This window comes from Methylibium sp. (assembly GCF_035762065.1).
Lineage (GTDB): Bacteria > Pseudomonadota > Gammaproteobacteria > Burkholderiales > Burkholderiaceae_C > Methylibium.
The window spans coordinates 159,168-180,607 of sequence record NZ_DASTPW010000043.1; the positions used below are offsets into that span (position 1 = coordinate 159,168).

Genomic DNA, 21,440 nt, shown 5'->3' on the forward strand with positions numbered 1-21,440 from the left:
CCGCCAGCGGGTTTGTCAGCGATGGCGACGCGACGATCAGGCCGCGGCCATCGATGCGCGCACCAGGCCGTGCAGTGCCGGGATGCACGAGCCGCAGTTCGTGCCGCACTTCAGCCGGCCTTGCAGCTGCGCGAGCCGTTCGCCTTCGCTGCCCGTCGTTGCCGCGAGGCAATCGACGATCCTCGGCTCGCTCACGTCGAAGCAGGCGCAGACCTGCGTACCGCGGGCCGCCAGCGCCGCCGGCGGCGTGGCCGCGGGCGACAACAGCAGGCGGCCGTAGGCGTCGGCGGGCAGTTCATCCTGCAGCAGTGCGCGGATCCAGCCGGCGGCGCGAAGGTCGCCGGCGAGCAGGAAGGCGTCGAGCCTCGTCGCGTGCGCTTCGTTGCGCGTCAGCTTCATCGTGCGCCGCTGGCCGTGCCGGGGGTCGCTGTAGCGCAGCAGCTTCGCGCCGGCGAGGCCGAACAGCGCCTCGATCTCCGCGAGCCGTTCGTCGCCCGGCGCCTGCGGCGCCGCCGCGCGCAGCAGCACGCCGACCACGCCGCGTGCATGCGGCTCCCGGCCGAAGGGCACGCAGTGGGCGTAGTCGAAGGCCGGCAGCAGTCCACGCAGCCGCTGCAGCGCGAGCAGCGCCTGGTCCTCGGGCAGCCAGGCGGCGGCGAGCAGCTGCCAGGGGAGCTCGGCCTTCAGGAGCTTGACCGCCGCGTGCTTGAGCTCGGGCTGCTTCGACTGCGGGCAGTACGCGCCGGTCGTCACCGCGTTGACGCCCGCCAGCACGCGGCCGGCGGCCGCGTCGCGCTCCTTCGGCGACCCGCCCGAGGCCCGGCCGCCGACGAACTCCTCGCCCCAGTGCATCGCGACGAAGGCCTGCGCCGGCGCGACGCTCTCGCTGCCTTGCACCGGCAGCAGCAGCGAGCCGCGGCGCGAGGTGACGTGGACCAGGTCGCCGTCGCGCCAGCCGCGGCGCGCGAGTTCCTGCGGATGCAGCTCGATCGCGGGCTCGGCGACGTGGCCGAACAGCCGGCCCAGCGTGCCGGTGCGGCTCATGCCGTGCCAGTGGTCGCGCAGCCGGCCGGTGTTGAGCGCGAAGGGAAAGCGCGCGTCGCGCGGCTCGGCGACGCCGCGGTACGCCATGTCGGCGAAGCGCGCGCGGCCGTCGGGCGTCGGGAAGATCCCGTCCTCGTACAGGCGCTCGCGGCCGCCGCTGGCACCTTCCGGGCAGGGCCAGCACTGCGGGGCGGCGTCGAGCTTCGGGTAGCTCAGGCCGGTGATGTCGAGGTCGCGGCCGCGGGTGCTCTCGCGGTGCTCGTTCCACACCGCCTCGGGGGTCGCGTAGGCGAACAGCGTGCGGCCGGTGCGCGCCAGCGGCAGGCGCGCGGCGGCCTTCGGCTGCTGCGCGAGCCGCGCTTCGAGCCGCTGCGCGAAGGCGACCGCCGCGGCCCAGTCGTGCCGCGCCTCGCCGGGCGCGGTGACCGCCGGCCGCACGCGGCTGATGCGGCGCTCGCTGTTGGTGACGGTGCCGTCCTTCTCGCCCCAGGTGGTGGCGGGCAGCAGCAGGTCGGCGTAGCGCGCGGTCGCGGTGGTGGCGAAGGCCTCCTGCAGCACGACGAAGTCGCAGCGTTCGAGCGCGCGGCGCACCGCGGCCTGGTCGGGCATCGACTGCGCCGGGTTGGTGCAGCTGATCCACAGCGCCTTGATCGCGCCGTCGGCCGCGGCCTCGAACATCTCGACCGCGCTCTTGCCCGGTGTCGCCGGCACGTCGGGCAGGCCCCACAGCGCAGCGACCTCGGCGCGGTGCTGCGGGTTGGCGAGATCGCGATGCGCGCTCAGCAGGTTGGCCAGGCCGCCGACTTCGCGCCCGCCCATCGCGTTGGGCTGGCCGGTCAGCGAGAACGGCCCCGCGCCACGCTTGCCGATCTGTCCGGTGGCCAGATGCAGGTTGATCAGCGCGGCGTTCTTGTCGGTGCCGGCGGCGCTCTGGTTCAGGCCCTGACAGTAGAGCGAGAGCGTCGGCGTGTGCTGGCCGAACCAGCGCGCCGCCTGCACGATGTCGGCTTCCTTCAGCCCGCACAGCTGCGCGACATGCTTCGGCGTGTACTCGCGCACCCGGTCGCGCAGCGCCTCGAAGCCGCTGGTGTGCGCGGCGATGAATGCGGCGTCGGTGAGGCCCTCCCACAGCAGCAGGTGCAGCAGGCCGTGGCAGAGCGCGACGTCGGTGCCGGGCAGCAGCTGCAGGTGGAGATCGGCGACCGCCGCGGTCTCGGTGCGGCGCGGATCCGCGACGATGAGCTTCAGCGCCGGGTTGGCCGCGCGCGCGTCCTCGAGCCGGCGGAACAGGATCGGGTGCGCCCAGGCCGCGTTGCTGCCGGTGATGAAGACGGTGTTCGCGTGGTTCAGGTCGTCGTAGCAGGCCGGCGGCGCATCGGCGCCGAGCGTGGCCTTGTAGCCGGCCACCGCGCTGCTCATGCACAGACGCGAGTTGGTGTCGACGTTGTTGGTGCCGACGAGGCCCTTGGCGATCTTGTTGAAGACGTAGTAGTCCTCGGTCAGCAGCTGGCCCGAGAGGTAGAAGCCGACCGCGTCGGGTCCGTGCGCCTCGATCGTCGCCGCGAAGCGCGCGGCGGCCTCGTCGAGCGCCGCATCCCAGGTGATCGCTTGCAGCTCGCCGTGCTTGTGCGCGCGCCGCAGCGGGCGCAGCAGGCGCGTCTGCAGCGTCACCGCGCGGGTCGCGGTGAGGTGCAGCGTGCTGCCCTTCGTGCAGAGCCGGCCGAAGTTTGCCGGGTGCTCCGGGTCGCCGCGCACGTTCGTGATCTGCGCGCCCTGCGATTCGATGATGACGCCGCAGCCGACGCCGCAGTAGGGGCAGGTGGAGCGGGTCTCGCGCAGCGCGCTCATCGGGACGCCGTCTCAGCTCGTGCGGGGCGTCTGCACGTCCATGACGTCGCCGCCGCCGATCGCGCCAGCCGAGGCCGCGCCCGGGCCCGCACGCGGCGGCAGCAGGTCGAGCGCCTTGGTCGCGAGCTCGCGCGCATCGAGGAAGACCTCGCCACCGTCGAGCTTGCACGCGAAGGCCGGCGTGCAGCCTTCGTCGGGCGCCTTGGCGCAGCCGTCGGCCAGTCCGATCTGCCAGTTGTGCAGCGGGCAGGCGACGCTCGTGCCGAAGACGATGCCCTGGCTCAGCGGCCCGCCCTTGTGCGGGCAGCGGTCGAGCAGCGCGAAGACCTCGTCGTCGGCGTTGCGGAACAGCGCGACCGCGACGCCCGCCGGCCGCGCGACGCGGCGCGAGCCGAGCACCGGGATGTCGCTCAGCTTGCAGATCGCGACCCAGCTCATCGCTGGGCCTCCGCGACCGGCGCGAACTGCCGGGCATCGACCGCGGCCTTGTCGAACTCGAACCAGGGGTCCGGTTCGCCGTCGAGGCTGAACTTCAGCCGCTCCCACAGCGCCTTGCGGCCTTCGGCGTCGTCGAGGATCCTCCGCTTCACGTGATCGAGCCCGACGCGGCCGATGTAGTGGACGGTGCGTTCGAGGTACCAGCCCTCCTCGCGGTAGAGCTGCAGGAAGGCGCCGCTGTACTCGAGCACCTCCTCGGGCGTCTTGAGCTTGCAGAAGAAGTGCGCGACCTCGGTCTTGATGCCGCCGTTGCCGCCGACGTAGATCTCCCAGCCCGAATCGACGCCGATCACGCCGACGTCCTTGATGCCCGACTCGGCGCAGTTGCGCGGGCAGCCGCTGACCGCGAGCTTGACCTTGTGCGGCGCGTACATCCGCCACAGCGCGCGCTCCAGGTCCTTGCCCATCTGCGTGCTGTCCTGCGTGCCGAAGCGGCACCACTCGGAACCTACGCAGGTCTTCACCGTGCGCAGCGCCTTCGCGTAGGCGTGGCCCGAGGGCCTGCCGATGTCCTTCCAGACGCCGGGCAGGTCCTCCTTCTTCACGCCGAGCAGGTCGATGCGCTGGCCGCCGGTCACCTTGACCGTCGGGATCTTGTACTTGTCGACCGCATCGGCGATGCGGCGCAGCTCGTCGGCCGTCGTCTCGCCGCCCCACATGCGCGGGATGACGCTGTACGTGCCGTCCTTCTGGATGTTGGCGTGGCTGCGCTCGTTGATGAAGCGGCTCTGCGGATCGTCCTTCGCTTCCTTCGGCCAGGAGCTGATGAGGTAGTAGTTGACGGCCGGCCGGCACGACGCGCAGCCGTTCGGCGTGCGCCAGCCCAGGCGCCGGTAGACGCCGTCGATCGTCAGCAGCCTCTCGCCCTTGATCGCCTCGCGCACCTCCTGGTGGCTGGCGTCGGTGCAGCCGCACATCGCCTTCTTCGTGGGCTGCGCCGAGTAGTCGCCGCCGGCGGTGAACATCAGGATCTGCTCGACGAGGCCGGTGCACGAGCCGCAGCTCGCGCTGGCCTTGGTGTGCTTGCGCACCTCGTCGAGCGTGAACAGGCCCTTGTCGCGGATGGCCTTGCAGATCGTGCCCTTGTTGATGCCGTTGCAGCCGCAGACCTCGGCGTCGTCGGGCATCGCGGCGGCCTTGGTGTGGCCCTCGTGGCCGACGTCGCCGATGTTCGAGCCCGCCTCGCCGAACATCAGCCGGTCGCGGATGTCGGCGACGGTGCGGCCCTCGCGCAGCATCTTGAAGTACCAGCCGCCGTCCACGGTGTCGCCGTAGAGGCAGGCGCCGACGAGCTTGTCGTCCTTGATGACCAGCTTCTTGTAGACGCCGCCGAAGGGATCGCTCATCACGATCTCCTCGCAGTCGGGCCCGCCCATGAAGTTGCCGGCGCTGAAGAGGTCGATGCCGGTGACCTTGAGCTTGGTGCTCGTCTGGCTGCCGGTGTAGCGGCCGATGCCGAACTGCGCGAGGTGGGTCGCGCAGACCTTGCCCTGCTCGAACAGCGGCGCGACGAGGCCGTAGGCGATGCCGCGATGCGCCGCGCATTCGCCGACCGAGTAGATGCGCGGATCGGTCACCGTCTGCATGGTGTCGGTGACGACGATGCCTCGATCGCAATGGATGCCGATCCTTTCGGCGAGCTCGGTGTTGGGCCGGATGCCGGCGGCCATCACGACCAGGTCGGCCGGCACCTCGCTGCCGTCCTTGAACTTCACGCGCTTGACGCGGCCTTCGGCGTTGCCGACGAGTTCGGCGGTATGCGCCTTCATCAGGAACTTGAGGCCGCGCTCCTCGAGCGACTTGCGCAGCAGGCCGCCCGCCACGTCGTCGAGCTGGCGTTCCATCAGCCAGTCGTTGACGTGCACGACGGTCACGTCCATGCCGCGCAGCATCAGGCCGTTCGCCGCTTCGAGCCCGAGCAGGCCGCCGCCGATGACCACCGCGTGCCGGTGCGTCTTCGCGGTCTCGATCATCGTCTGCGTGTCGGCGATGTCGCGGTAGGCGATCACGCCCTTCAGGTCCTTGCCCGGCACCGGCAGGATGAAGGGGTTGGAGCCGGTGGCGATCAGCAGGCGGTCGTAATCGGCGGTGACGGGCTGGCCTTCGCCGTCCTCGGCGGTGACCACGCGCTTCCTGCGATCGACGGCCGTGACCTTCTTGCCCGCGTGCAGCGTGATGCCGTGCTCCGCGTACCACGACAGCGGATTGAGGATGATCTCGTCGATCGTCTGCTCGCCCGCGAGCACCGGGCTCAGCAGGATGCGGTTGTAGTTCGGGTGAGGCTCGGCGCCGAAGACGGTGATGTCGTAGAGCCCGGGCGCGAGCTTCAGCAGTTCTTCGAGGGTGCGCACGCCGGCCATGCCGTTGCCGACCATCACGAGCTTCATCTTCTTCATGCGCGTTCTCCGAAGGAGCCTGAAATAGCAAGAGAGGTGCCACGCGCGGCGGCGATGAACGCTGTGCCGACCCTCGCGCGATGAGCTTCCAAGTCGAGATCGGCCATGCGGGCCGGCGCGGGCCGGGGGACCGCAACGACGACTTCGCCGGTGCCGTGCGCGCCAGCCCCGGTGACCGCGGCTGCGGCCTGATCGCCGCGATCGCCGACGGCGTGAGCGGTGCGGCCAGGGGCGGCGGCCGCGGCCGCGAGGCCGCGCAGACCACGGTGCTCGGACTGCTCGCCGACTCCTTCGCGACGCCGCCCGCCTGGGAGACGACGGTCGCGCTCGATCGCCTCATCGGCGCGCAGGACGCCTGGCTGGTGTCGCAAAGCCGCCAGCGCGAGGGGCTGGCCCGGCCTGCTCGCGAAGGACTTGCCGAGCGCCCCGGCGAAGAAGTTATCGCCGCACTCACCACGCTGACCGTGCTGGGGCTGCAAGGCCGGAGCGGGACGCTCGCGCATGTCGGCGACACGCGGCTGTGGCGCCTGGCCGGCGACTCCGAGATGGTCGCGGGGCTGACGCAGATCGCGCGCGCTCGGAAGGTCTCGTGCTCGCGGGCCGGCGGCTCCTTCGCGACGATCCACATCACCGCCATGGGCCCACAGCAGCACGCCCATCGCGATCACCTCGTCGAAGGTGTCCACGAAGAAGAAGCCGTAGGTGAGCACCCAGATCGCGAAGCAGAAGTCGAAGTGAAGGAAGGCGGCCAGCAGCGGGAGCCAGTGGCCGGATCGGAGGAAGCTCTCGGCGTCCGCCATCGAAGGTGCCGAAGCGGGTGAGGAAGCGGTCAGCGGCTGCGCGCACGACCGCGCGAAGCGGCGGCACGCAGGCAGGCGAGGGGGAGGGCGGTGGTGACGACGGCAGGCATGAAGGAGTCCGGCAAGGCGCACGCGGCGGCGGGCCACGAGCGTCGGCTGCAGATACCTCACCGCGCACAGCGTCGTGCGCGCGACCCGCGGTATCGGCGCGGGCCGGGTGCGTCGTCACACCCGCGGCGGATTTAGCAAGCCGCAGGCCAGTGCGGCGCGAGCGAGCGGTCGACCCGCGAGCGCGTGGTCCGCTCCCGCGGCAAGCGTGCATGCATGCGGCGCGCGCCTTCGCTGCGGCATACGTGCAGCCGCCCACCGCCAGCAGCTGCACCACGCCGACCGCGCGGCGATCACGGCTTTGGTGCGGTTCGGCGAGTCGATGGTGCAGATGCTGCGCAGCCGTCGCGTGCCGCGGCGCGCACCGGCTCCGCGCCGCGGCCGCGACGTATGCTCACGCGCCGTTTTCGCGCCGCCTGCCATGTCCACCGTCTTCCTCATCGCCGACGAAGGCCGCGACGAGCTCGAGCGCGACCTGATCGCCGCCGGCCACACCCCGGCCATCGGCGACGCGGCGGGCAGCCTGCTGCGCGAGGTGGTGCGCAGCGGCGCCGAGGCGATCGTCGTGCGCGAGCGGCATCCGCGTGTCGCGCTGCTGCCGGCGCTCGCCGCGCTGCGCGAACACGTGCCGCTGCCGGTGCTGCTGTTCACCGCCGACGGCGAGGCCGACACGCTTGCGGCGGCGCTCGAGGCAGGCGTCGATGCCTGCGTCGTCAACGGCTATGCGCAGCAGCGGCTGCGGCCGCTGCTGCAGCTCGCGCGCCTGCGCTTCGAGCGCGACCGGCGAGTGCACGACGCGCTGCGCGAACTCGGCGAGCGCTTCGAGGAGCGCAAGCTCGTCGATCGGGCCAAGGGCATCCTGATGGACGCGGCGCGCGTCGGCGAAGACGAAGCCTTCCGGCTGCTGCGGCTGGGCTCGATGCGGCTGAAGCGGCGCGTCGGCCAGGTGTCGCAGCAGGTGATCGACGCGGCGCGTTGCGCGCATGCGATCAACCGGGCCGGTGCGCTGCGCATGCTGTCGCAGCGCGTGGTGCTGCAGCACGCGTTGGCCGAAGCCGGCGTGGATGCCGATGCCGCGCAGCGTGAACGCGGCGCGGCGCTCGATGCGGCGCAGGCGGCGCTCGAGGAACTCGCTTCGTTGTCGGCCTCGACCTACGGCGACCTGCTGCAGGCCGCGCAGGCCGAGTGGCAGGCGCTCGCGACCGCGCTCGCGCAGCCCGTGGCGCTCGCCGCGATCGATGCGCAGGCCGAGGCCTGCCTGGCGTCGGCCGATCGGCTCGTCAACGCCTTGCAGGCGGCCGGCTACGGGGGCGAGCCGCACGTCGTGAACGTCTGCGGGCGCCAGCGCATGCTCGGCCAGCGGCTCGCGAAGCTGGCCTTGCTGAAGTCGCTCGAGCCGGCGCGCGCCGCGGTGATCGATGCGGCGATCACGGCGACCGCCGCCGAGTTCGAGCGCGCGCTCGCGCTGCTGCAAGCGGCGCCCCTCGGCGACGCGACGCTGCGCGAACGCCTGCAGACCGGCGTCGCCGCATGGGCCGCGCTGCACGCCGCGACCGCGACGCTCGCCGATGCGCCGGGACGCCGCGCGCTGGCCGCGGCCACCGAGGCCGTGCTCGCGCGTTTCGACGAACTGACCGGCCGCTACGAACGCAGCCTCGATCTGCTGATCGGCTAGCGCCTCAGGGCCATTCCGAGTCGACCAGCTCCCGCGAGGCGTCGGCGGCGGGCGATGCGCCCGCGGGCGCATCGAGGCTGCCGCTGACCGTCGAGGGCGCGCCGCCGCGCCGCGAGGGCGTGGTCAGGCGCAGCGTTTCCATCATCTGCCGGCAGGCGGCCTGCAGTTCGTCGTCGTCGATCTGCAGCAGCGTCTTCAGCGTCGCCTTCGCGTGGCCGCGGTCGGCGGCAAAGCGCTCGACATCGAAGGGCGCGCCTTTGCGAGCCGCGAGCGTGCGCAGGCGCAGCATGCGCACGAGGGTGGTCTGGTCCATCGAGGCCTTGGCTTTCTGGAAGGACAACACGCCGTCCGAGCGACGGCCGCGCGAGTATCGAGTGCCGGCACGCCGAGTCGAAGGACCGCAACGCACGGCAAGACATCGTGCGCTTCAATGTTTGGGAGCACGTCGGGCACACCTGCCACTATGATTTTTTCGGAGGGCTGTTGGGTAGCTCGTGCGAAAGGGTCGACCCATGGATGCGACGCGAATCCAGGAACACCGATTGCCATCAGTCGAGGTCGAGGCCCTGCTCGAGGCGCTCGAAAGCCTCGGCGTGGGCTGGTGGACCAAGGACGCCGAGGGCCGCTACACGCGGCTCAGCGCCGCGGGGCATGCGCTGTTCGGCCTCGATGCCGGCGAAGCGCTTGGGCGCACGGATGCGCAGTTGATGTCGCCGGCCAGCGCGAGCGCGCTGCGCGGCATCGAGGCCCACGCCGCAGCGACCGGCGCGCTGCACGGCGGCGAGCAGCCGGTCGAGATCAACGGCATGCGCAAGGAGCTGGCGTGTGCGGTGACGCCGCTGCCGAACGCTGCCGGCCGGACCGCCGCCTGGCTCGGCGTCTGGCTCGATCGCAGCGCGCTGCGCAGTCGCGAGACCGAACTGCGCTCGGTGCTGCGGCAGCTCGAAGCCCAGCAGCAGACGCAGCGCGAACTGCGTGCGCAGCTCGACGGGCGCGCGGCCCAGCATGCCGGCCGCGTCATCGCGCGCGAGGCCTTCGAAGAGCAGCTCGCACGCGAGATCGACCTTTCGCTGCGCGAGCACCGCGAGTTCGCGATCGTCTGCATCGGGATCGATCCGCTCGCGGTCGAGGATGCGGCGGCCCGCGCTCGCATCGTCGAAGTGTTCGACGGCATGCTGCGCGGCAACACCCGCGCGATGGACGTGCCGAGCCGGCTCGACGGCGAGAGCTTCGCGCTGCTGCTGTCGGGCGTCGGCCTCGCGACCGCGCACGCGCGCATGGAAAGCCTGCGCCGCCAGTGCGCCGGCGAGGTGGTGGTGCGCGACGGCGAGGCGCTGCACTTCAGCGTTTCGATGGGGGTCGCGAGCTACCCGCACACCTCGCAGACGCGCGCCGGGCTGATCGGCGCGGCGCAGGCGGCGCTGGACCAGGCGCGCAAGCGGGGCGGCAACCACGTGGCGCTCGCGAGCATCGCGTTCGGGCCAGGCGCCTAGTTCGAGCGCTCACGGCCGCAGCGCGCGCAGCAGCATGTAGCCGGCGATGCCGTAGAGCATCACCGCGAAGACGCGCCGCAGCTGCTGCACGTTCATCCGCTGCGCCGCGCGCGCACCGAGCGGCGCGGTCAGCACGCTCGCGGCCGACAGGCCCGCGAGCGCCGGCAGGTAGACGAAGCCCAGCATGCCCGCCGGGAGTTGGTCGGCCGCGTTCGGGCTCGACAGCACGTAGCCGAGCCCGCCGGCCAGCGCGATCGGAAAGCCCAGCGCCGCCGAGGAGCCGACCGCCTGGTGCATCGACACCTGCCGAGCCAGCAGGAAGGGCACCAGCATGAACGCGCCCCCGGCACCGACCCAGGCCGAGACCGCGCCGACCGCCACGCCTATCGCGAGCAGGCCGATGGCGCCCGGCAGCGCGCGGGGCGTCGGCGTACCGCGCGGACGCAGCATGCGCGTCGCCATCACGCCGACGAAGATCGCGAAGAAGGCGGCCAGCAGCCGCACCGGCAGTTGCGCCGCGACCAGCGCACCGGCCGCCGAGCCGAGCACCAGCCCCGGCGCGAGCGCGGCGACCAGCGGCCAGCGCACGGTGCCGTGCCCGTGGTGAGCGCGCAGCGATGACAGCGAGGTGAAGCAGATCGAAGCGAGCGACGTCGCGACCGCGACCTTCAGCGCGAGCGCATGCGCAAAGCCGTTCGCTTCGAGCAGCACGGTGGTGAAAGGCACGAGGATCATGCCGCCGCCGATGCCCAGCAGGCCGGCGAGGAAGCCGCCGCAGGCGCCCAGCGCGAGCAGCGCGGCGATCAGCAGCGGATCGCCGCTCAAGCGCGCGCGCCGCCGCAGGCGCTTCGAGTCACGGCGCTTCGAGCATCGAGGTCACGACGCGCCACTCGTCGGCCGTCACCGGCGTGATCGACAGCCGGTTGCCCCGCTGCAGCACGCGCATCGTCGAAAGCTTCGGTGCGGCGCGCAGTGCCGCCAGCGGCAGCAGCTTGGTCTTCTTCACCAGCTTCACGTCGACGCCGACCCAGCGCGGCGTCTCGCGCGTGGCCTTCGCGTCGAAGTAGGGACTGCCGGGATCGAACTGCGTCTCGTCGGGCGCGGCGGCGCCCACCACCTCGGCGAGCCCCGCGACGCCCGGCTCGGGACAGGACGAGTGATAGAACAGCACGCCGTCGCCGACGGCGAACTGGTCGCGCATGAAGTTGCGGGCCTGGTAGTTGCGCACGCCGGTCCACGGCAGCGTCTTCTTCGGCGCGGCGGCGAGGTCGTCGATCGAGACCTCGTCCGGTTCCGACTTCATCAACCAGTACGCCATCCGCCGCCCTGATAAAGGTGTCCGACGCGAACCGAGAGCCTCATTCCTGAACCCAGGGGGATTCAGGTGGGCGAGGTCAGTGCAGCTTCGGGTTCATCTGACGCGAGACGATCACGCCCGCTGCACGATGTTCCAAGCCCTGGCTCCAAAGAGCATCGGTTCAAGGAAATATATGACTCCCGCGAACGCGACGGACCGGGCCAATATACGCCGCGCTCGTTGCGAACCGCGCAGTTCGTCAAAGCAAGCGCCCATCGTCCGTGAGGACTTCGTCGATGCGTTGGACGAGCCGCTCGATCCGTGCGTCGGCGAGGCCGGCGTGCGGCGCGGCCGGCTCGACGGCCTCGCGCGCAGGCGCCGGCCGCTGGCTCAGCTCGAAGGCGAGATTCAACGCGGCGAGCACCGCGATGCGCTCGCGCGCCTTCAGCTTGCCGGCATCGCGGATCGCGCACATCTCGCGATCGACGCGCAGCGCGGCTTCCGTCAACGCCGCCTCGCCGCCTTCGGGGCAGCTGAGCAGGTAGCTCTGGCCGAGGATCGTGACCTCGAGACGCTTCATCGCGCCTCCTCGGCCGGCGCCGGCTCGGCCAGGTCGGGCGGCAGCCGCTCGATCAACGCGTCAACGCGCTGCCGCGCCGCGGCCAGCCGCGACCTCAGCGAATCGCGCTCGGCCGCCACCACGCCGAGCTGCTGCACCGCGAGCGCATGCGTGCGCTGCAGTTCCTGGTGCCGCAGCAGCAGCCGTTCGACGCGATCGTTCAGTTCTTCGATGCTGGCCATCTTTTCCCTCCCGATCCCGCCGTCCGACCCGGCGCAGGATTCTAGGCAGCGGCCCCCGCGCGAGCCCGCCCACCAGACGCGACGAACGCACGAAGCGCGCGGCCGCGCGCAGGCCGGCGCATACACTGCCGCGCGTTGGTGCTCGCGCCGCCGCTCGCGTCGGCGCAGTTAAACGGGAAGCAGAGGAGGGCGGGCCCACGGCCCTTCCTTCAGCCTGCGCTGCCCCCGCAACGGTCAGCGGACGAAGCCGTTTCACGACGACTTCCGCTCTCGCGCACATGCCACTGGAAGCGTGCTTCTGGGAAGGCGGCGAGGGTCGCTCCGCCAGCCCGGATACCGGCCGACGAGGCGATGCGCCGCGCAAGCGGCGCGTCATGAGGTGCAGGCCAGCGGGGAAGCTGGCAGGCACGTTTCGTTGGGTCCTCGCTTTCCATGTTCTCGATCGTCCTCGCGCCTCGCGGCGCGCCTTCGGCGCGCGCCTTGCTGCGCGCTGCTCTTCTCGTCGGCGCGGCTGCCATCGCGCTGCCCTCCTTCGCGCAGCCGGTGGCGTCGGCTGCCTTGCCCGGCGTGGTCGTGACCGCCACGCGCACGCCGAACCGCATCGACGCGACGCTCGCGGAGACCACCGTGATCGAGCGCGCCGAGATCGAGCGCGCGACCGGCCGCACGCTGCCCGAGTTGCTCGCGCGCCAGCCCGGCCTGCAATCGATCGCCAACGGCGGGCTCGGCAAGAGCAGCTCGGTCTCGGTGCGCGGGCTCGAAGGCCGGCACACCCTGCTGCTGATCGACGGCGTGCGCTACGGCTCGGCGACGCTGGGCACGCCGAGCTGGGACAACATCCCGCTCGACACCATCGAGCGCATCGAGATCGTTCGCGGCCCGCTGTCCAGCCTCTACGGCAGCGATGCGGTGGGCGGGGTGGTGCAGATCTTCACGCGGCGCGGCGCCGAGGGCCTGCGCGCCAACGCGAGCGCCACCGCCGGCAGCCGCAGCTACCGCCAGGCTGCCGGCGGCCTGCGGGCCGGCGCCGGTGCATTCGATGCCGCGGTGCAGGCGAGCCACACGCGCACCGACGGCTTTTCCGCCACCAACGATCGCGCCGCGTTCGGCTTCAACCCCGACGACGACGGCTTCCGCCAGAACACCGCCAGCCTGCAGCTGGGCTGGGCGATCGGCGGCGGCTGGCGCGCCGACGCGCGTGCGCTCGAATCGAAGGGCCGCAGCCGCTACGACGACGGCCCCGGCGCTGACACGCAGGCCGGGCTCGCGACGTCCCTGCAATCGCTCGCCCTCGCCGGCCCGGTGCGCGCCGACTGGCGCACCGCGCTGCGGCTCTCCCGCGCGATCGACGACGGCGAGACGCTCGTCAGCAGCTCGGCCAGCAGCCTCGGCAGCATCCGCAGCGACCAGCGCCAGCTCAGCTGGGAGAACACGCTCGCCACGCGTGCCGGCACCGTGCTGCTGCTGGCCGAGCGCATCGAGCAGCGGGTGTCGAAGCCGGGCGTGCAATACGACGTGACCGACCGCAGCATCGACGCGCTTGCCGCCGGCCTGGACGGCAACGCCGGCGCGCACCACTGGCAGGTCAGCCTGCGCCGCGATCGCAATTCGCAGTTCGGTGACCCGACCACCGGCGCACTCGCTTATGGCCTCGACTTCACGCTGCAGGTGCGCGCGGCCTTCAGCCTGGGCACCAGCTTCGTGGCGCCGAGCTTCAACCAGCTCTACTTCCCCGGCTTCGGCAACCCGCTGCTTCAGCCCGAAGAGGGCCGGCACAAGGAGCTGAGCCTGCGCTTCGCCGAAAGCGGCCACGAGCTGCGCGCGGCCTGGTTCCGGCACGACATCGAAGGCTTCATCACGCCCGGCCCGCGGCCGTCGAACACCGACGCGCGCATCGCCGGCTTCGGCCTCGGCTACGAAGGCCGCGTCGACCGCTGGCAACTCGCGGCCTCGGCCGAGCGGATCGATCCGCGCAACGATTCGCCGAGCAACGCCAACTTCGGCCGCCAGTTGCCGCGCCGCGCGAAGTCGAGCTTCAAGGCCAGCGCCGACGCGGACTTCGGCGCCTGGCAGCTCGGCGCCGTGCTCGCGGCCTTCGGCCCGCGCTTCGACAACCTCGCGAACACGATCCCGCTCGGCGGCTACGCGACGCTGGACCTGCGCGCCGACTGGCGCTTCGCACGCGCATGGACGCTGGGCCTGAAGCTGAACAACGCCGCCGACAAGCGCTACGAGACGGCCTACGGCTTCAACCAGCCGCGCCGCGAAGCCTATGTCACGCTGCGCTACAGCGGCCTTTGACGGCGACACGACGGGAGCGACCGCGATGCACGAGTTGATCCTCGGCGGCCAAAAGAGCGGCAAGTCGCGGTGCGCCGAGCAGCGCGCGCTGCAGTGGCTGGCCGCCGGCGCGCCGCGCGAAGCGCTGCTGATCGCGACCGCGCTGGCCGGCGACGCCGAGATGCGCGAGCGCATCGAGCGCCACCGTGCCGACCGCGCCGCGCGCGTGCCGGCGCTCGCCGCGATCGAGGCGCCGCACGCGCTGCCCGAGGCCTTGCGCGCGCATGGCGCGGCCCAGCGCTTGCTCGTCGTCGATTGCCTGACGCTGTGGCTCACCCAGTGCCTGCTGCCGCCGCCGGGGCACGCGGCCGCGAGCGACGGCGAGGCGGCCGCCGACGCGCTGCTGGCCGCGCTGCGCGCCGCGCCGGGCCCGGTGGTGCTGGTGTCGAACGAGATCGGCCTCGGCGGCATCGCGATGGGCCGCGAAGCGCGCCGCTTCGCCGACGCGCTCGGCCGGTTGCACCAGCGCGTGGCCGAGGTCTGCGCGCGTGTGACGCTCATGGTCGCGGGCCTGGCGATGACGGTGAAGGAGCCGCAGCGATGACGCGCTTCCTTCCCGGCCTGCTGCTCGGTGCGCTGCTCGCGCTGCCGGTCTTCGCGCAGGTCGCGGTGCGCGACGACCGCGGCGCGGTGCGCACGCTCGCCGCGCCGCCGCAGCGCATCGTGAGCCTGCTGCCCTCGATCACCGAGACCGTCTGCGCGCTCGACGCCTGCGGCCGGCTCGTCGGCGTCGATCGCTACTCGAACCAGCCGGCCGCGGTGCTGGCGCTGCCCAGGCTCGGCGGGCAGGACGACACCTCGATCGAGCGCGTCGTCGTGCTGAAGCCCGACGTGGTGCTGCTCGCGAAATCCTCGCGGGTGATCGACCGGCTCGAAGCGCTCGGCCTGAACGTGCTCGTCTTCGAATCGCAGACGCACGCCGACGTGCGCGCCAGCCTCGAGCGCATCGCAGCCCTGCTCGGCGTGCCGGAGCGCGGTCCGCAGGTCTGGGCCGGCATCGAGGCGCGCATCGACGCGGCCGCGCAGCGCGTGCCGGTGGCACTGCGCGGCGCGAAGGTCTATTTCGAGGTCGCGACCGCGCCGTATGCGGCCGGCGAGGCCTCGTTCATCGGCGAGACGCTGATTCGGCTCGGCCTCGGCAACGTGGTGCCGGCCGCGCTCGGGCCCTTCCCGAAGCTGAACCCGGAGTTCGTCGTGCGCGCGCAGCCGGACGTGGTGATCGCCGAGGAGCGGGCGGTCCGCGGCATGGCCGCGCGGCCGGGCTGGGCCTCGCTGCGGGCGTTGCGCGCGTCGCGCGCCTGCGCCTTGCCGAGCGCGCGCTACGAGTTGCTGATCCGCCCGGGGCCGCGCCTGGGCGAGGCGGCGGACCTGCTCGTCGACTGCCTCGCCGCGCTTCCGGCGCAGGAGCTCGCGCGATGAGCGCGTCGCCCGCCGGCTGGCGGCTCGCGGCGGCGGCGCCGATCGGCTCGATCGACGCGCGGCGACGTTCGCGCCTCGTCGCCGGGCTCGCGGCCGCGACGGCCGTGCTCGCACTGCTCGGGCTGGCCGCCGGCAGCGAGGGCCTGTCGTGGGCGGCGCTGCAGGCCGACGCGCTCGGCGACCAGGCCGCGATGCTGATCGGCCAGATCCGCGCGCCGCGCACGCTGGGCGCCTGGCTCGTCGGCGCCCTGCTCGGCCTCGCCGGTGCGCTCGCGCAAGGCCTGTTCCGCAACCCGCTGGCCGACCCCTACCTGCTCGGCTCGGCCTCGGGCGCGACGCTCGCCGTGGTGCTGGTGCTCGCCGCATCGACGCTCGCCGGCCAGGCGCTGCCGCTGGCTCCGGCGCTGTGGCTCGACCGCCTCGGCCTCGTCGGCGCGGCCTTCGTCGGCGCGCTGGCCGGCGTGAGCCTGACGCTCGTGCTCGCGCGCGGCGCGCAGCAGACGGTGCGGCTGCTGCTGGCCGGCATCGTCGTCGGCGTGGTGCTCGGTGCGGCCGGCGACCTGATCACCACCTGGGCGCCCGAGGCGCTGCGCGGCAAGCAGGTCTTCCTGCTCGGCAGTACCGCCTTCCTCGGCTGGCCGGCGGTGGCCTTGCTCGCGGCCGGTCTCGCGCTGGCGCTGCCGCTGGCGCTGCGCTTCGCGCGGCTGCTCGACGCGCTCACGCTCGGCGAGGACACCGCCGCGACGCTCGGTCTGCCGCTCGCGCGGCTGCGGCTGGTGATGGTGGTGCTGCTCGCGCTGTGCACCGGGCTCGCGGTCTCGCAGTCGGGGCTGGTGGCCTTCGTCGGGCTGGTGTCGCCGCACCTGGTGCGTCGCTTCGCGCCCTCGCGCCACGGCTTCCTGCTCGGCGCGAGCGCGGCCACCGGCGGCGCGCTGCTGCTCGCGGCCGACGTGCTCGCGCGCATCGCGATCGCGCCGCAGGAGCTGCCGGTCGGCGTGCTGACCGCGCTGCTCGGCGGCGGCTACCTGCTGTGGCTGCTGCATCGAAGGGGGCTGCGATGAGCGCGGCGTGCCCCCTCACCACGCGGCTCGAAGCGCGCGGCCTCGCGGTGCGGCTGGGCACGCGCGAGGTGCTGGGCGGCGTCGACGCCGGCTACGCGACCGGCTGGACCGCGATCGTCGGCCCGAACGGCGCGGGCAAGTCGACGCTGTTGCGCGCTTTGGCGGGGCTGCTTGCGCCGGGGCGCGGTGAAGTGCGGCTCGAAGGCCGGCCGCTCGGCGACTGGCCGGCGCGCGAGCGCGGCCGGCGCGTCGCCTGGCTCTCGCAAGGCGGCGACGGCAGCGCCGGGCCGGGCGGCGAGCTGACGGTGCGCGAGACCGTCGCGCTCGGCCGCCTGCCGCACCTCGGCCTGTTCGGCGACGAAGGCCCGGCCGACGCCCGCGCGATCGACGCGGCGATGGCGACCACCGAGTGCAGCGCGTGGTCGGCGCGCCGCCTGCACGAACTCTCCGGCGGCGAACGCCAGCGCGTGCTGCTCGCGCGCGCGCTCGCGACGGAGGCGCCGATCCTGCTGCTCGACGAGCCGACGACGCACCTCGACGCGCCGCACCAGGTGGCGCTCGCGCGCCTGTGCCGCCGGCTCGCGGCGACGCACGTGCTCGTCACCGTGCTGCACGACCTGCCGCTCGCGCTGGCCGCCGACCGGGTGCAGGTGATGCTCGCCGGCCGCATCGCCGCCGAAGGGGGCGCCGACGACGCGGCGTTGCATGCCGCGCTGATCGCGGCCTTCGACCACGCGGTGCGCGTGCAGCGCATCGACGGCCGCGCGCGCGTGCTGCCGGCTCTGGAGGATTGACGATGGACATCGAGAACCCGCCCACCGAACGCACGACGCCCAAGCCGCAAGGCGAACGCCGCGGGCTGGTGATCGTGCACACCGGCCACGGCAAGGGCAAGAGCACCGCGGCCTTCGGACTCGCGTTGCGCGCGCACGGCCGCGGCAAGCCGGTGCGGATCTACCAGTTCATGAAGGTGCCTTCGGCGCGCTTCGGCGAGCACCGCGCGTTCGACAAGCTTTCGGCGTGCCGATGCGGGCCGGCGCCGGGCCGCTCCCCAGCGGACCACGGCCCCCTCGCGGGGCAGGCGCCGGAGGCGACGTGGGAGCCCATCATCGAAGGGCTCGGCGACGGCTTCAGCTGGAAGAGCCGCGACCTCGAACACTCGGCGCAGCTCGCGCGCGACGGCTGGGCGCGCGCCGAGGCGACCATCCGCGCCGGCACGCACTTCCTCGTCGTGCTCGACGAGATCACCTACCCGCTGCGCTACGGCTGGCTGCCGCTCGAACCGGTGCTCGCCTGCCTGCGCGAGCGCCCGCGCGAGACCAGCGTCGTGCTGACCGGCCGCGATGCGCCGCAGGAGCTGATCGATGCCGCCGACACCGTCACCGAGATGAAGCTGGTGAAGCACCACTACCAGGCCGGCGTGCCCGCGCAGCGCGGCATCGAGGACTGATGGCTCGCGTCGCGGTCAGCTGGAGCGCCGGCAAGGATTCGATGCTCGCGCTGCTGCGCGCGCGCGAGCAGGGCCTCGCGGTCGCGACGCTGCTGACGATGTGCGAGGCCGACGGCACGAGCAAGTCGCATGCGCTCGCGCCCGCCTTGATCGAGGCGCAGGCCGCGGCGCTCGGGCTCGCGTGGCGGCCGGCGCGCGTGGCCGACGAAGCGGGCGCCTATGGGCGCGCGTTCGCCGACGCGCTCGCCGCGCTGCACGGCGATGGTCACGACGGCATCGTCTTCGGCGACATCGACCTGCAGGCGCATCGCGACTGGCTCGAGCCGGCCTGCGCGCGCGCCGGGCTGCGCGCGCACTTCCCGTTGTGGGGCGAGCCGCGGGCGGCGCTTGCGCGGGAGATCGTCGCGCGCGGCATCCGCGCACGGCTGGTGTGCGTCGACGCCGCGCGGCTCGACGCGGGCTTCTGCGGCGCCGACTACGACGCGCAGCTGCTCGATCGCCTGCCGAAGCCGGTCTGCCCCTGCGGCGAAGACGGGGAGTTCCACAGCTTCGTGTTCGACGGCCCGGGCTTCGCCGCGCCGCTCTCGCTGCGCTCGCTCGGCCAAGAGCGCGTCGCGAGCCGGCCGCCGCTCGCGGCGACGACGCTGGTGTTCGATCGGCTCGTGCTCGCATGAGCGCGGCGCTGGCGCTCGCGGCGGCCTGGGCGATCGACGCGGCCTTCGGCGAGCCACGCGATGCCTGGCATCCGGTGGCGTGGATCGGGCGGGTGATGGGGCCGCTCGGCCGGCGGCTGCGGGGGCTGCCGGCGGCGCCGGCCTGTGTCGGCGGCGCGCTGGCGTGGTCGGGCGGCGCGGCGCTGCTGGCCTGGGCGGGGCTCGCGCTGGAACGCGCGCTGCTCGCCTGGCCGGCGTGGATCGCGGTGCCGGCGCTCGCGCTCGCCATCAAGCCCGGCTTCGCGTGGCGGATGCTGCGCGACGAGGTCGCGGCCGTCGAAGCCGCGCTCGGCGAAGGGCTGCCGCACGGCCGCGCGCGGCTCGCGCGGCTGGTGAGCCGCGACACCGCCGCGCTCGATGAGCGCGAGGTCCGCGAAGCCGCGATCGAGACGCTCGCCGAGAACCTGAACGATGCCGTCGTCGCGCCGCTGTGCTGGCTGCTGCTGGCGGGCCTGCCGGGGCTGTGGGTCTATCGATGGGCGAACACGCTCGATGCGATGTGGGGCTACCGCGGCGCATGGACCTGGGCCGGCAAGTGGGCCGCACGCGCCGACGATGCGATGTCGTGGGCGCCGGCGCGGCTCACCGCCGCGCTGCTGTGGCGGCCCGGCCGCTTCGGCTGGCGGGCGTTGCAAGCGGAAGCGCGCCGCACGCCGTCGCCGAACGGCGGCTGGCCGATGGGCGCGATGGCGCTGCTGCTCGGCGTGCGTCTGCGCAAGGCCGGCGTGTACGAGCTGCATGCGGCGGGGCGCGTGGCCGAGCCGGCGGACACCGCCCGGGCCCTGCGCCTCGCCGGCACGGCCGCGAACCTCGCCTGTGCGTTCGCGGTCGCCGGGCTCGCGGCGCGGGCGGTCGCATGAGGCGCTCGCGCGTGCATGGCGGGCCCGACGCGCTCGGCGTGCCGCGCTGGGACTTCTCGACCAACGCGAACGCCTGCGGCCCCGAACCCGCGGCGCTCGCCGCGATCCGCGCGAGCGACCTCGCCCGCTATCCCGATCCGGGCTACACCGCGCTGCGCGCCGAGCTCGCGCGGCGGCATCGCTGCACGCCGCGCCGCGTCGTCGTCGGCGCCAGCGCGAGCGAATGGATCCTGCGCATCACCGGCTGGCTCGCGCGCGTCGCCCCCGAGGCTGCGGTGCATGCGCCGCAGCCGGGCTATGCCGACTACGCGCATGCGGCCGGCGCGCTCGGCTTGCGGCTCGTGGCCGCGTCGCGGCAGGCGCGGCTGGTCTGGCACACCGAGCCGTCCAGTCCCTTCGGCACGAGCTCGCCGCCGCCGGCGACCGACGCCGACGCGCTGCTCGTGATCGACCGCGCCTACGAGCCGCTGCGCCTCGAAGGCGACGCGCCGCCGGCGCCGCCTGCGGCCTGGCAGCTGTGGTCGCCGAACAAGGCGCTCGGCCTGAGCGGCGTGCGCGGCGCCTATGCGATCGCCCCGGCCGGCGCCGAGGCGATCGCCGACGAGCTTGATGCGCTCGCGCCTTCGTGGCCGCTCGGCGCCGACGGCGTCGCGCTGCTGCACGCATGGACGCAAGCGCCAACGCAGGCCTGGCTGACGGCGAGCCTCGCGACGCTGCGCACCTGGAAGCGCGAGCAGCTTTCGCTGTGCGCCGAACTGGGCTGGAGCTGCGCGCCGAGCGCGACGCCGTTCTTCGTCGCCGACTGGCGCGACGCGCCGGGCCGCGTGGCGCCGGTGCAGGCCCTGGCCGCGTTGCGCGAACGCGGCATCAAGCTGCGCGATGCCGGCTCGTTCGGCCTGCCCGGCCGCGTGCGCCTGAGCGTGCAGCCGCCCGCCGCGCAACGCGCGCTGCGCGAAGCGTGGCGAAGCTTGCGAAATGAACTCGCGAAGCCGGCGCGATGAGGGTCTGCGAGGCCTCGCGCGGCGCGCCCGACTCTTACGATCCCGCGTCGGCGCGAGGGCGCCGGCCGTCACCGTCTTGCCAAGGAGAAGTCCCCATGAATCGACTCGACCGCATTTCGATGCTCGCCGCGGCGCTCGCGGCCACCGGCACGCTGGCCGGCTGCCAGTCCTTCGGTGGCAGCAAGAGCGGCGCCGCGACGGCGCCGGCCGCATCGCCCGCGCCGGCCGCCGCCGCGCCGGCCGCGCCGAAGGTCGGCCCCGGCATGAACGAACGTGGCGAGGTCGTCGACCCGAAGAAGGTCGAGGCCGGCTACGGCCAGAAGGTCAAGGGCCTCGAGGACTGGGAAGGCGAGATCACCGGCAAGCCGGCGCCCGGCAGCAAGTTCGGCCAGCTGAAGATCGGCATGCCGATGGCGCAGGTGACCAACCTCCTCGGCCAGCCGACCGACCAGGGCGCGCACATGACCGGCAAGGCGTGGATCCCGTTCTACTTCGGCTCGGACCGCTACCGCTACGAGCTCGTCTACAAGGGCCAGGGCCGCTTGATCTTCGCGGGGCCGGCCGGTTTCAGCTTCGGCCAGGGCAACCTCACCTGGATCATCCACAGCGCCAACGAGCAGGGCTACCGCTGAAGCC

21 protein-coding genes, 1 other RNA gene and 1 riboswitch are annotated in these 21,440 nt (G+C 73.2%); of the genes, 13 read left to right on the top strand and 9 right to left on the bottom strand.

Going from position 1 to position 21,440, the window contains the following annotated elements:
* Positions 1–36 precede the first annotated feature (36 nt).
* From VFR90_RS12205 to nirB, 3 genes are read right to left on the bottom strand one after another with little or no spacing between them, the layout of a single operon-like run.
* Positions 37–2,883 carry a nitrate reductase gene (locus tag VFR90_RS12205; RefSeq protein WP_524538613.1) on the bottom strand — a complete coding sequence of 949 codons (2,847 nt, stop codon included), beginning with the start codon at positions 2,881–2,883 and terminating at the stop codon, positions 37–39.
* 21 nt (positions 2,884–2,904) lie between these two features.
* Positions 2,905–3,330, bottom strand: a complete 426-nt coding sequence (gene nirD, locus VFR90_RS12210) for a nitrite reductase small subunit NirD (RefSeq protein WP_326406411.1) — start codon at positions 3,328–3,330, stop codon at positions 2,905–2,907.
* On the bottom strand, positions 3,327–5,786 hold the full coding sequence (gene nirB / locus VFR90_RS12215; protein ID WP_326406412.1) for a nitrite reductase large subunit NirB: 2,460 nt from the start codon (positions 5,784–5,786) through the stop codon (positions 3,327–3,329). The genes nirD and nirB overlap by 4 nt, the downstream gene beginning before the upstream one ends.
* A 155-nt stretch (positions 5,787–5,941) precedes the next feature.
* On the opposite strand from nirB, the gene VFR90_RS12220 reads away from it, so the two are divergent.
* A complete protein-coding gene (locus VFR90_RS12220; protein WP_326406413.1) occupies positions 5,942–6,607 on the top strand; it encodes a hypothetical protein in 666 nt (221 codons plus the stop codon).
* A gap of 508 nt (positions 6,608–7,115) precedes the next feature.
* Positions 7,116–8,369: an ANTAR domain-containing protein gene (locus VFR90_RS12225; RefSeq protein WP_326406414.1), complete on the top strand. Its 1,254-nt coding sequence runs from the start codon at positions 7,116–7,118 to the stop codon at positions 8,367–8,369.
* 4 nt (positions 8,370–8,373) lie between these two features.
* Here VFR90_RS12225 and VFR90_RS12230 read toward each other — a convergent pair whose 3' ends face one another.
* Positions 8,374–8,682 carry a hypothetical protein gene (locus tag VFR90_RS12230; RefSeq protein WP_326406415.1) on the bottom strand — a complete coding sequence of 103 codons (309 nt, stop codon included), beginning with the start codon at positions 8,680–8,682 and terminating at the stop codon, positions 8,374–8,376.
* Between the two features lie 199 nt (positions 8,683–8,881).
* Between VFR90_RS12230 and VFR90_RS12235 the strand changes: the two genes are divergently transcribed.
* Positions 8,882–9,862: a sensor domain-containing diguanylate cyclase gene (locus VFR90_RS12235; protein ID WP_326406416.1), complete on the top strand. Its 981-nt coding sequence runs from the start codon at positions 8,882–8,884 to the stop codon at positions 9,860–9,862.
* A gap of 9 nt (positions 9,863–9,871) precedes the next feature.
* On the opposite strand, the gene VFR90_RS12240 is transcribed toward VFR90_RS12235, so the two are convergent.
* The 5 genes from VFR90_RS12240 to VFR90_RS12255 form a co-directional block, all read right to left on the bottom strand.
* Complete coding sequence (locus VFR90_RS12240) at positions 9,872–10,687, bottom strand: sulfite exporter TauE/SafE family protein (protein ID WP_326406417.1); 816 nt, start codon at positions 10,685–10,687, stop codon at positions 9,872–9,874.
* Between the two features lie 28 nt (positions 10,688–10,715).
* Complete coding sequence (locus tag VFR90_RS12245) at positions 10,716–11,180, bottom strand: EVE domain-containing protein (protein WP_326406418.1); 465 nt, start codon at positions 11,178–11,180, stop codon at positions 10,716–10,718.
* 16 nt (positions 11,181–11,196) lie between these two features.
* Positions 11,197–11,378, bottom strand: a non-coding RNA gene (ssrS, locus tag VFR90_RS17695) — 6S RNA.
* Positions 11,379–11,418: 40 nt separating this feature from the next.
* Entirely contained in the window at positions 11,419–11,739 is a 321-nt protein-coding gene (locus tag VFR90_RS12250) for a cell division protein ZapA (RefSeq protein ID WP_326406419.1), read from the bottom strand.
* Positions 11,736–11,960, bottom strand: a complete 225-nt coding sequence (locus VFR90_RS12255) for a DUF904 domain-containing protein (protein WP_326406420.1) — start codon at positions 11,958–11,960, stop codon at positions 11,736–11,738. Before VFR90_RS12255 ends, VFR90_RS12250 begins: the two co-directional genes overlap by 4 nt.
* A 120-nt stretch (positions 11,961–12,080) precedes the next feature.
* Positions 12,081–12,319, top strand: a riboswitch (cobalamin riboswitch).
* Positions 12,320–12,392: 73 nt separating this feature from the next.
* On the opposite strand from VFR90_RS12255, the gene VFR90_RS12260 reads away from it, so the two are divergent.
* The 10 genes from VFR90_RS12260 to VFR90_RS12305 all read left to right on the top strand — a co-directional run bounded on the left by VFR90_RS12260 (position 12,393) and on the right by VFR90_RS12305 (position 21,436).
* On the top strand, positions 12,393–14,261 hold the full coding sequence (locus tag VFR90_RS12260; RefSeq protein WP_326406421.1) for a TonB-dependent receptor domain-containing protein: 1,869 nt from the start codon (positions 12,393–12,395) through the stop codon (positions 14,259–14,261).
* A 25-nt stretch (positions 14,262–14,286) separates the two neighbouring features.
* Positions 14,287–14,844 carry a bifunctional adenosylcobinamide kinase/adenosylcobinamide-phosphate guanylyltransferase gene (locus tag VFR90_RS12265; protein ID WP_326406422.1) on the top strand — a complete coding sequence of 186 codons (558 nt, stop codon included), beginning with the start codon at positions 14,287–14,289 and terminating at the stop codon, positions 14,842–14,844.
* Complete coding sequence (locus VFR90_RS12270) at positions 14,841–15,719, top strand: ABC transporter substrate-binding protein (RefSeq protein WP_326406423.1); 879 nt, start codon at positions 14,841–14,843, stop codon at positions 15,717–15,719. The genes VFR90_RS12265 and VFR90_RS12270 overlap by 4 nt, the downstream gene beginning before the upstream one ends.
* Complete coding sequence (locus VFR90_RS12275) at positions 15,716–16,780, top strand: FecCD family ABC transporter permease (protein ID WP_326406424.1); 1,065 nt, start codon at positions 15,716–15,718, stop codon at positions 16,778–16,780. The genes VFR90_RS12270 and VFR90_RS12275 overlap by 4 nt, the downstream gene beginning before the upstream one ends.
* On the top strand, positions 16,777–17,574 hold the full coding sequence (locus VFR90_RS12280) for an ABC transporter ATP-binding protein (protein ID WP_326406425.1): 798 nt from the start codon (positions 16,777–16,779) through the stop codon (positions 17,572–17,574). Before VFR90_RS12275 ends, VFR90_RS12280 begins: the two co-directional genes overlap by 4 nt.
* Before the next feature lie 2 nt (positions 17,575–17,576).
* Entirely contained in the window at positions 17,577–18,230 is a 654-nt protein-coding gene (gene cobO, locus VFR90_RS12285) for a cob(I)yrinic acid a,c-diamide adenosyltransferase (protein ID WP_326406426.1), read from the top strand.
* Positions 18,230–18,904: a Dph6-related ATP pyrophosphatase gene (locus VFR90_RS12290; RefSeq protein ID WP_326406427.1), complete on the top strand. Its 675-nt coding sequence runs from the start codon at positions 18,230–18,232 to the stop codon at positions 18,902–18,904. Before cobO ends, VFR90_RS12290 begins: the two co-directional genes overlap by 1 nt.
* The gene (cbiB, locus tag VFR90_RS12295) at positions 18,901–19,803 is read left to right on the top strand and encodes an adenosylcobinamide-phosphate synthase CbiB (RefSeq protein ID WP_326406428.1); all 903 of its coding nucleotides are present in this window, start codon (positions 18,901–18,903) and stop codon (positions 19,801–19,803) included. Before VFR90_RS12290 ends, cbiB begins: the two co-directional genes overlap by 4 nt.
* Positions 19,800–20,804: an aminotransferase class I/II-fold pyridoxal phosphate-dependent enzyme gene (locus VFR90_RS12300; RefSeq protein WP_326406429.1), complete on the top strand. Its 1,005-nt coding sequence runs from the start codon at positions 19,800–19,802 to the stop codon at positions 20,802–20,804. Before cbiB ends, VFR90_RS12300 begins: the two co-directional genes overlap by 4 nt.
* A gap of 95 nt (positions 20,805–20,899) precedes the next feature.
* Positions 20,900–21,436, top strand: a complete 537-nt coding sequence (locus VFR90_RS12305; protein WP_326406430.1) for a hypothetical protein — start codon at positions 20,900–20,902, stop codon at positions 21,434–21,436.
* Positions 21,437–21,440: the final 4 nt, after the last annotated feature.

Coding starts and splice junctions, on each gene's coding strand:
- nirD (WP_326406411.1), bottom strand. CDS start 3,330: ATGAGCTGGGTCGCGATCTGCAAGCTGAGCGACATCCCGGTGCTCGGC.
- nirB (WP_326406412.1), bottom strand. CDS start 5,786: ATGAAGAAGATGAAGCTCGTGATGGTCGGCAACGGCATGGCCGGCGTG.
- VFR90_RS12225 (WP_326406414.1), top strand. CDS start 7,116: ATGTCCACCGTCTTCCTCATCGCCGACGAAGGCCGCGACGAGCTCGAG.
- VFR90_RS12230 (WP_326406415.1), bottom strand. CDS start 8,682: ATGGACCAGACCACCCTCGTGCGCATGCTGCGCCTGCGCACGCTCGCG.
- VFR90_RS12235 (WP_326406416.1), top strand. CDS start 8,882: ATGGATGCGACGCGAATCCAGGAACACCGATTGCCATCAGTCGAGGTC.
- VFR90_RS12245 (WP_326406418.1), bottom strand. CDS start 11,180: ATGGCGTACTGGTTGATGAAGTCGGAACCGGACGAGGTCTCGATCGAC.
- VFR90_RS12250 (WP_326406419.1), bottom strand. CDS start 11,739: ATGAAGCGTCTCGAGGTCACGATCCTCGGCCAGAGCTACCTGCTCAGC.
- VFR90_RS12255 (WP_326406420.1), bottom strand. CDS start 11,960: ATGGCCAGCATCGAAGAACTGAACGATCGCGTCGAACGGCTGCTGCTG.
- VFR90_RS12260 (WP_326406421.1), top strand. CDS start 12,393: ATGTTCTCGATCGTCCTCGCGCCTCGCGGCGCGCCTTCGGCGCGCGCC.
- VFR90_RS12265 (WP_326406422.1), top strand. CDS start 14,287: ATGCACGAGTTGATCCTCGGCGGCCAAAAGAGCGGCAAGTCGCGGTGC.
- VFR90_RS12270 (WP_326406423.1), top strand. CDS start 14,841: ATGACGCGCTTCCTTCCCGGCCTGCTGCTCGGTGCGCTGCTCGCGCTG.
- VFR90_RS12275 (WP_326406424.1), top strand. CDS start 15,716: ATGAGCGCGTCGCCCGCCGGCTGGCGGCTCGCGGCGGCGGCGCCGATC.
- VFR90_RS12280 (WP_326406425.1), top strand. CDS start 16,777: ATGAGCGCGGCGTGCCCCCTCACCACGCGGCTCGAAGCGCGCGGCCTC.
- cobO (WP_326406426.1), top strand. CDS start 17,577: ATGGACATCGAGAACCCGCCCACCGAACGCACGACGCCCAAGCCGCAA.
- VFR90_RS12290 (WP_326406427.1), top strand. CDS start 18,230: ATGGCTCGCGTCGCGGTCAGCTGGAGCGCCGGCAAGGATTCGATGCTC.
- cbiB (WP_326406428.1), top strand. CDS start 18,901: ATGAGCGCGGCGCTGGCGCTCGCGGCGGCCTGGGCGATCGACGCGGCC.
- VFR90_RS12300 (WP_326406429.1), top strand. CDS start 19,800: ATGAGGCGCTCGCGCGTGCATGGCGGGCCCGACGCGCTCGGCGTGCCG.
- VFR90_RS12305 (WP_326406430.1), top strand. CDS start 20,900: ATGAATCGACTCGACCGCATTTCGATGCTCGCCGCGGCGCTCGCGGCC.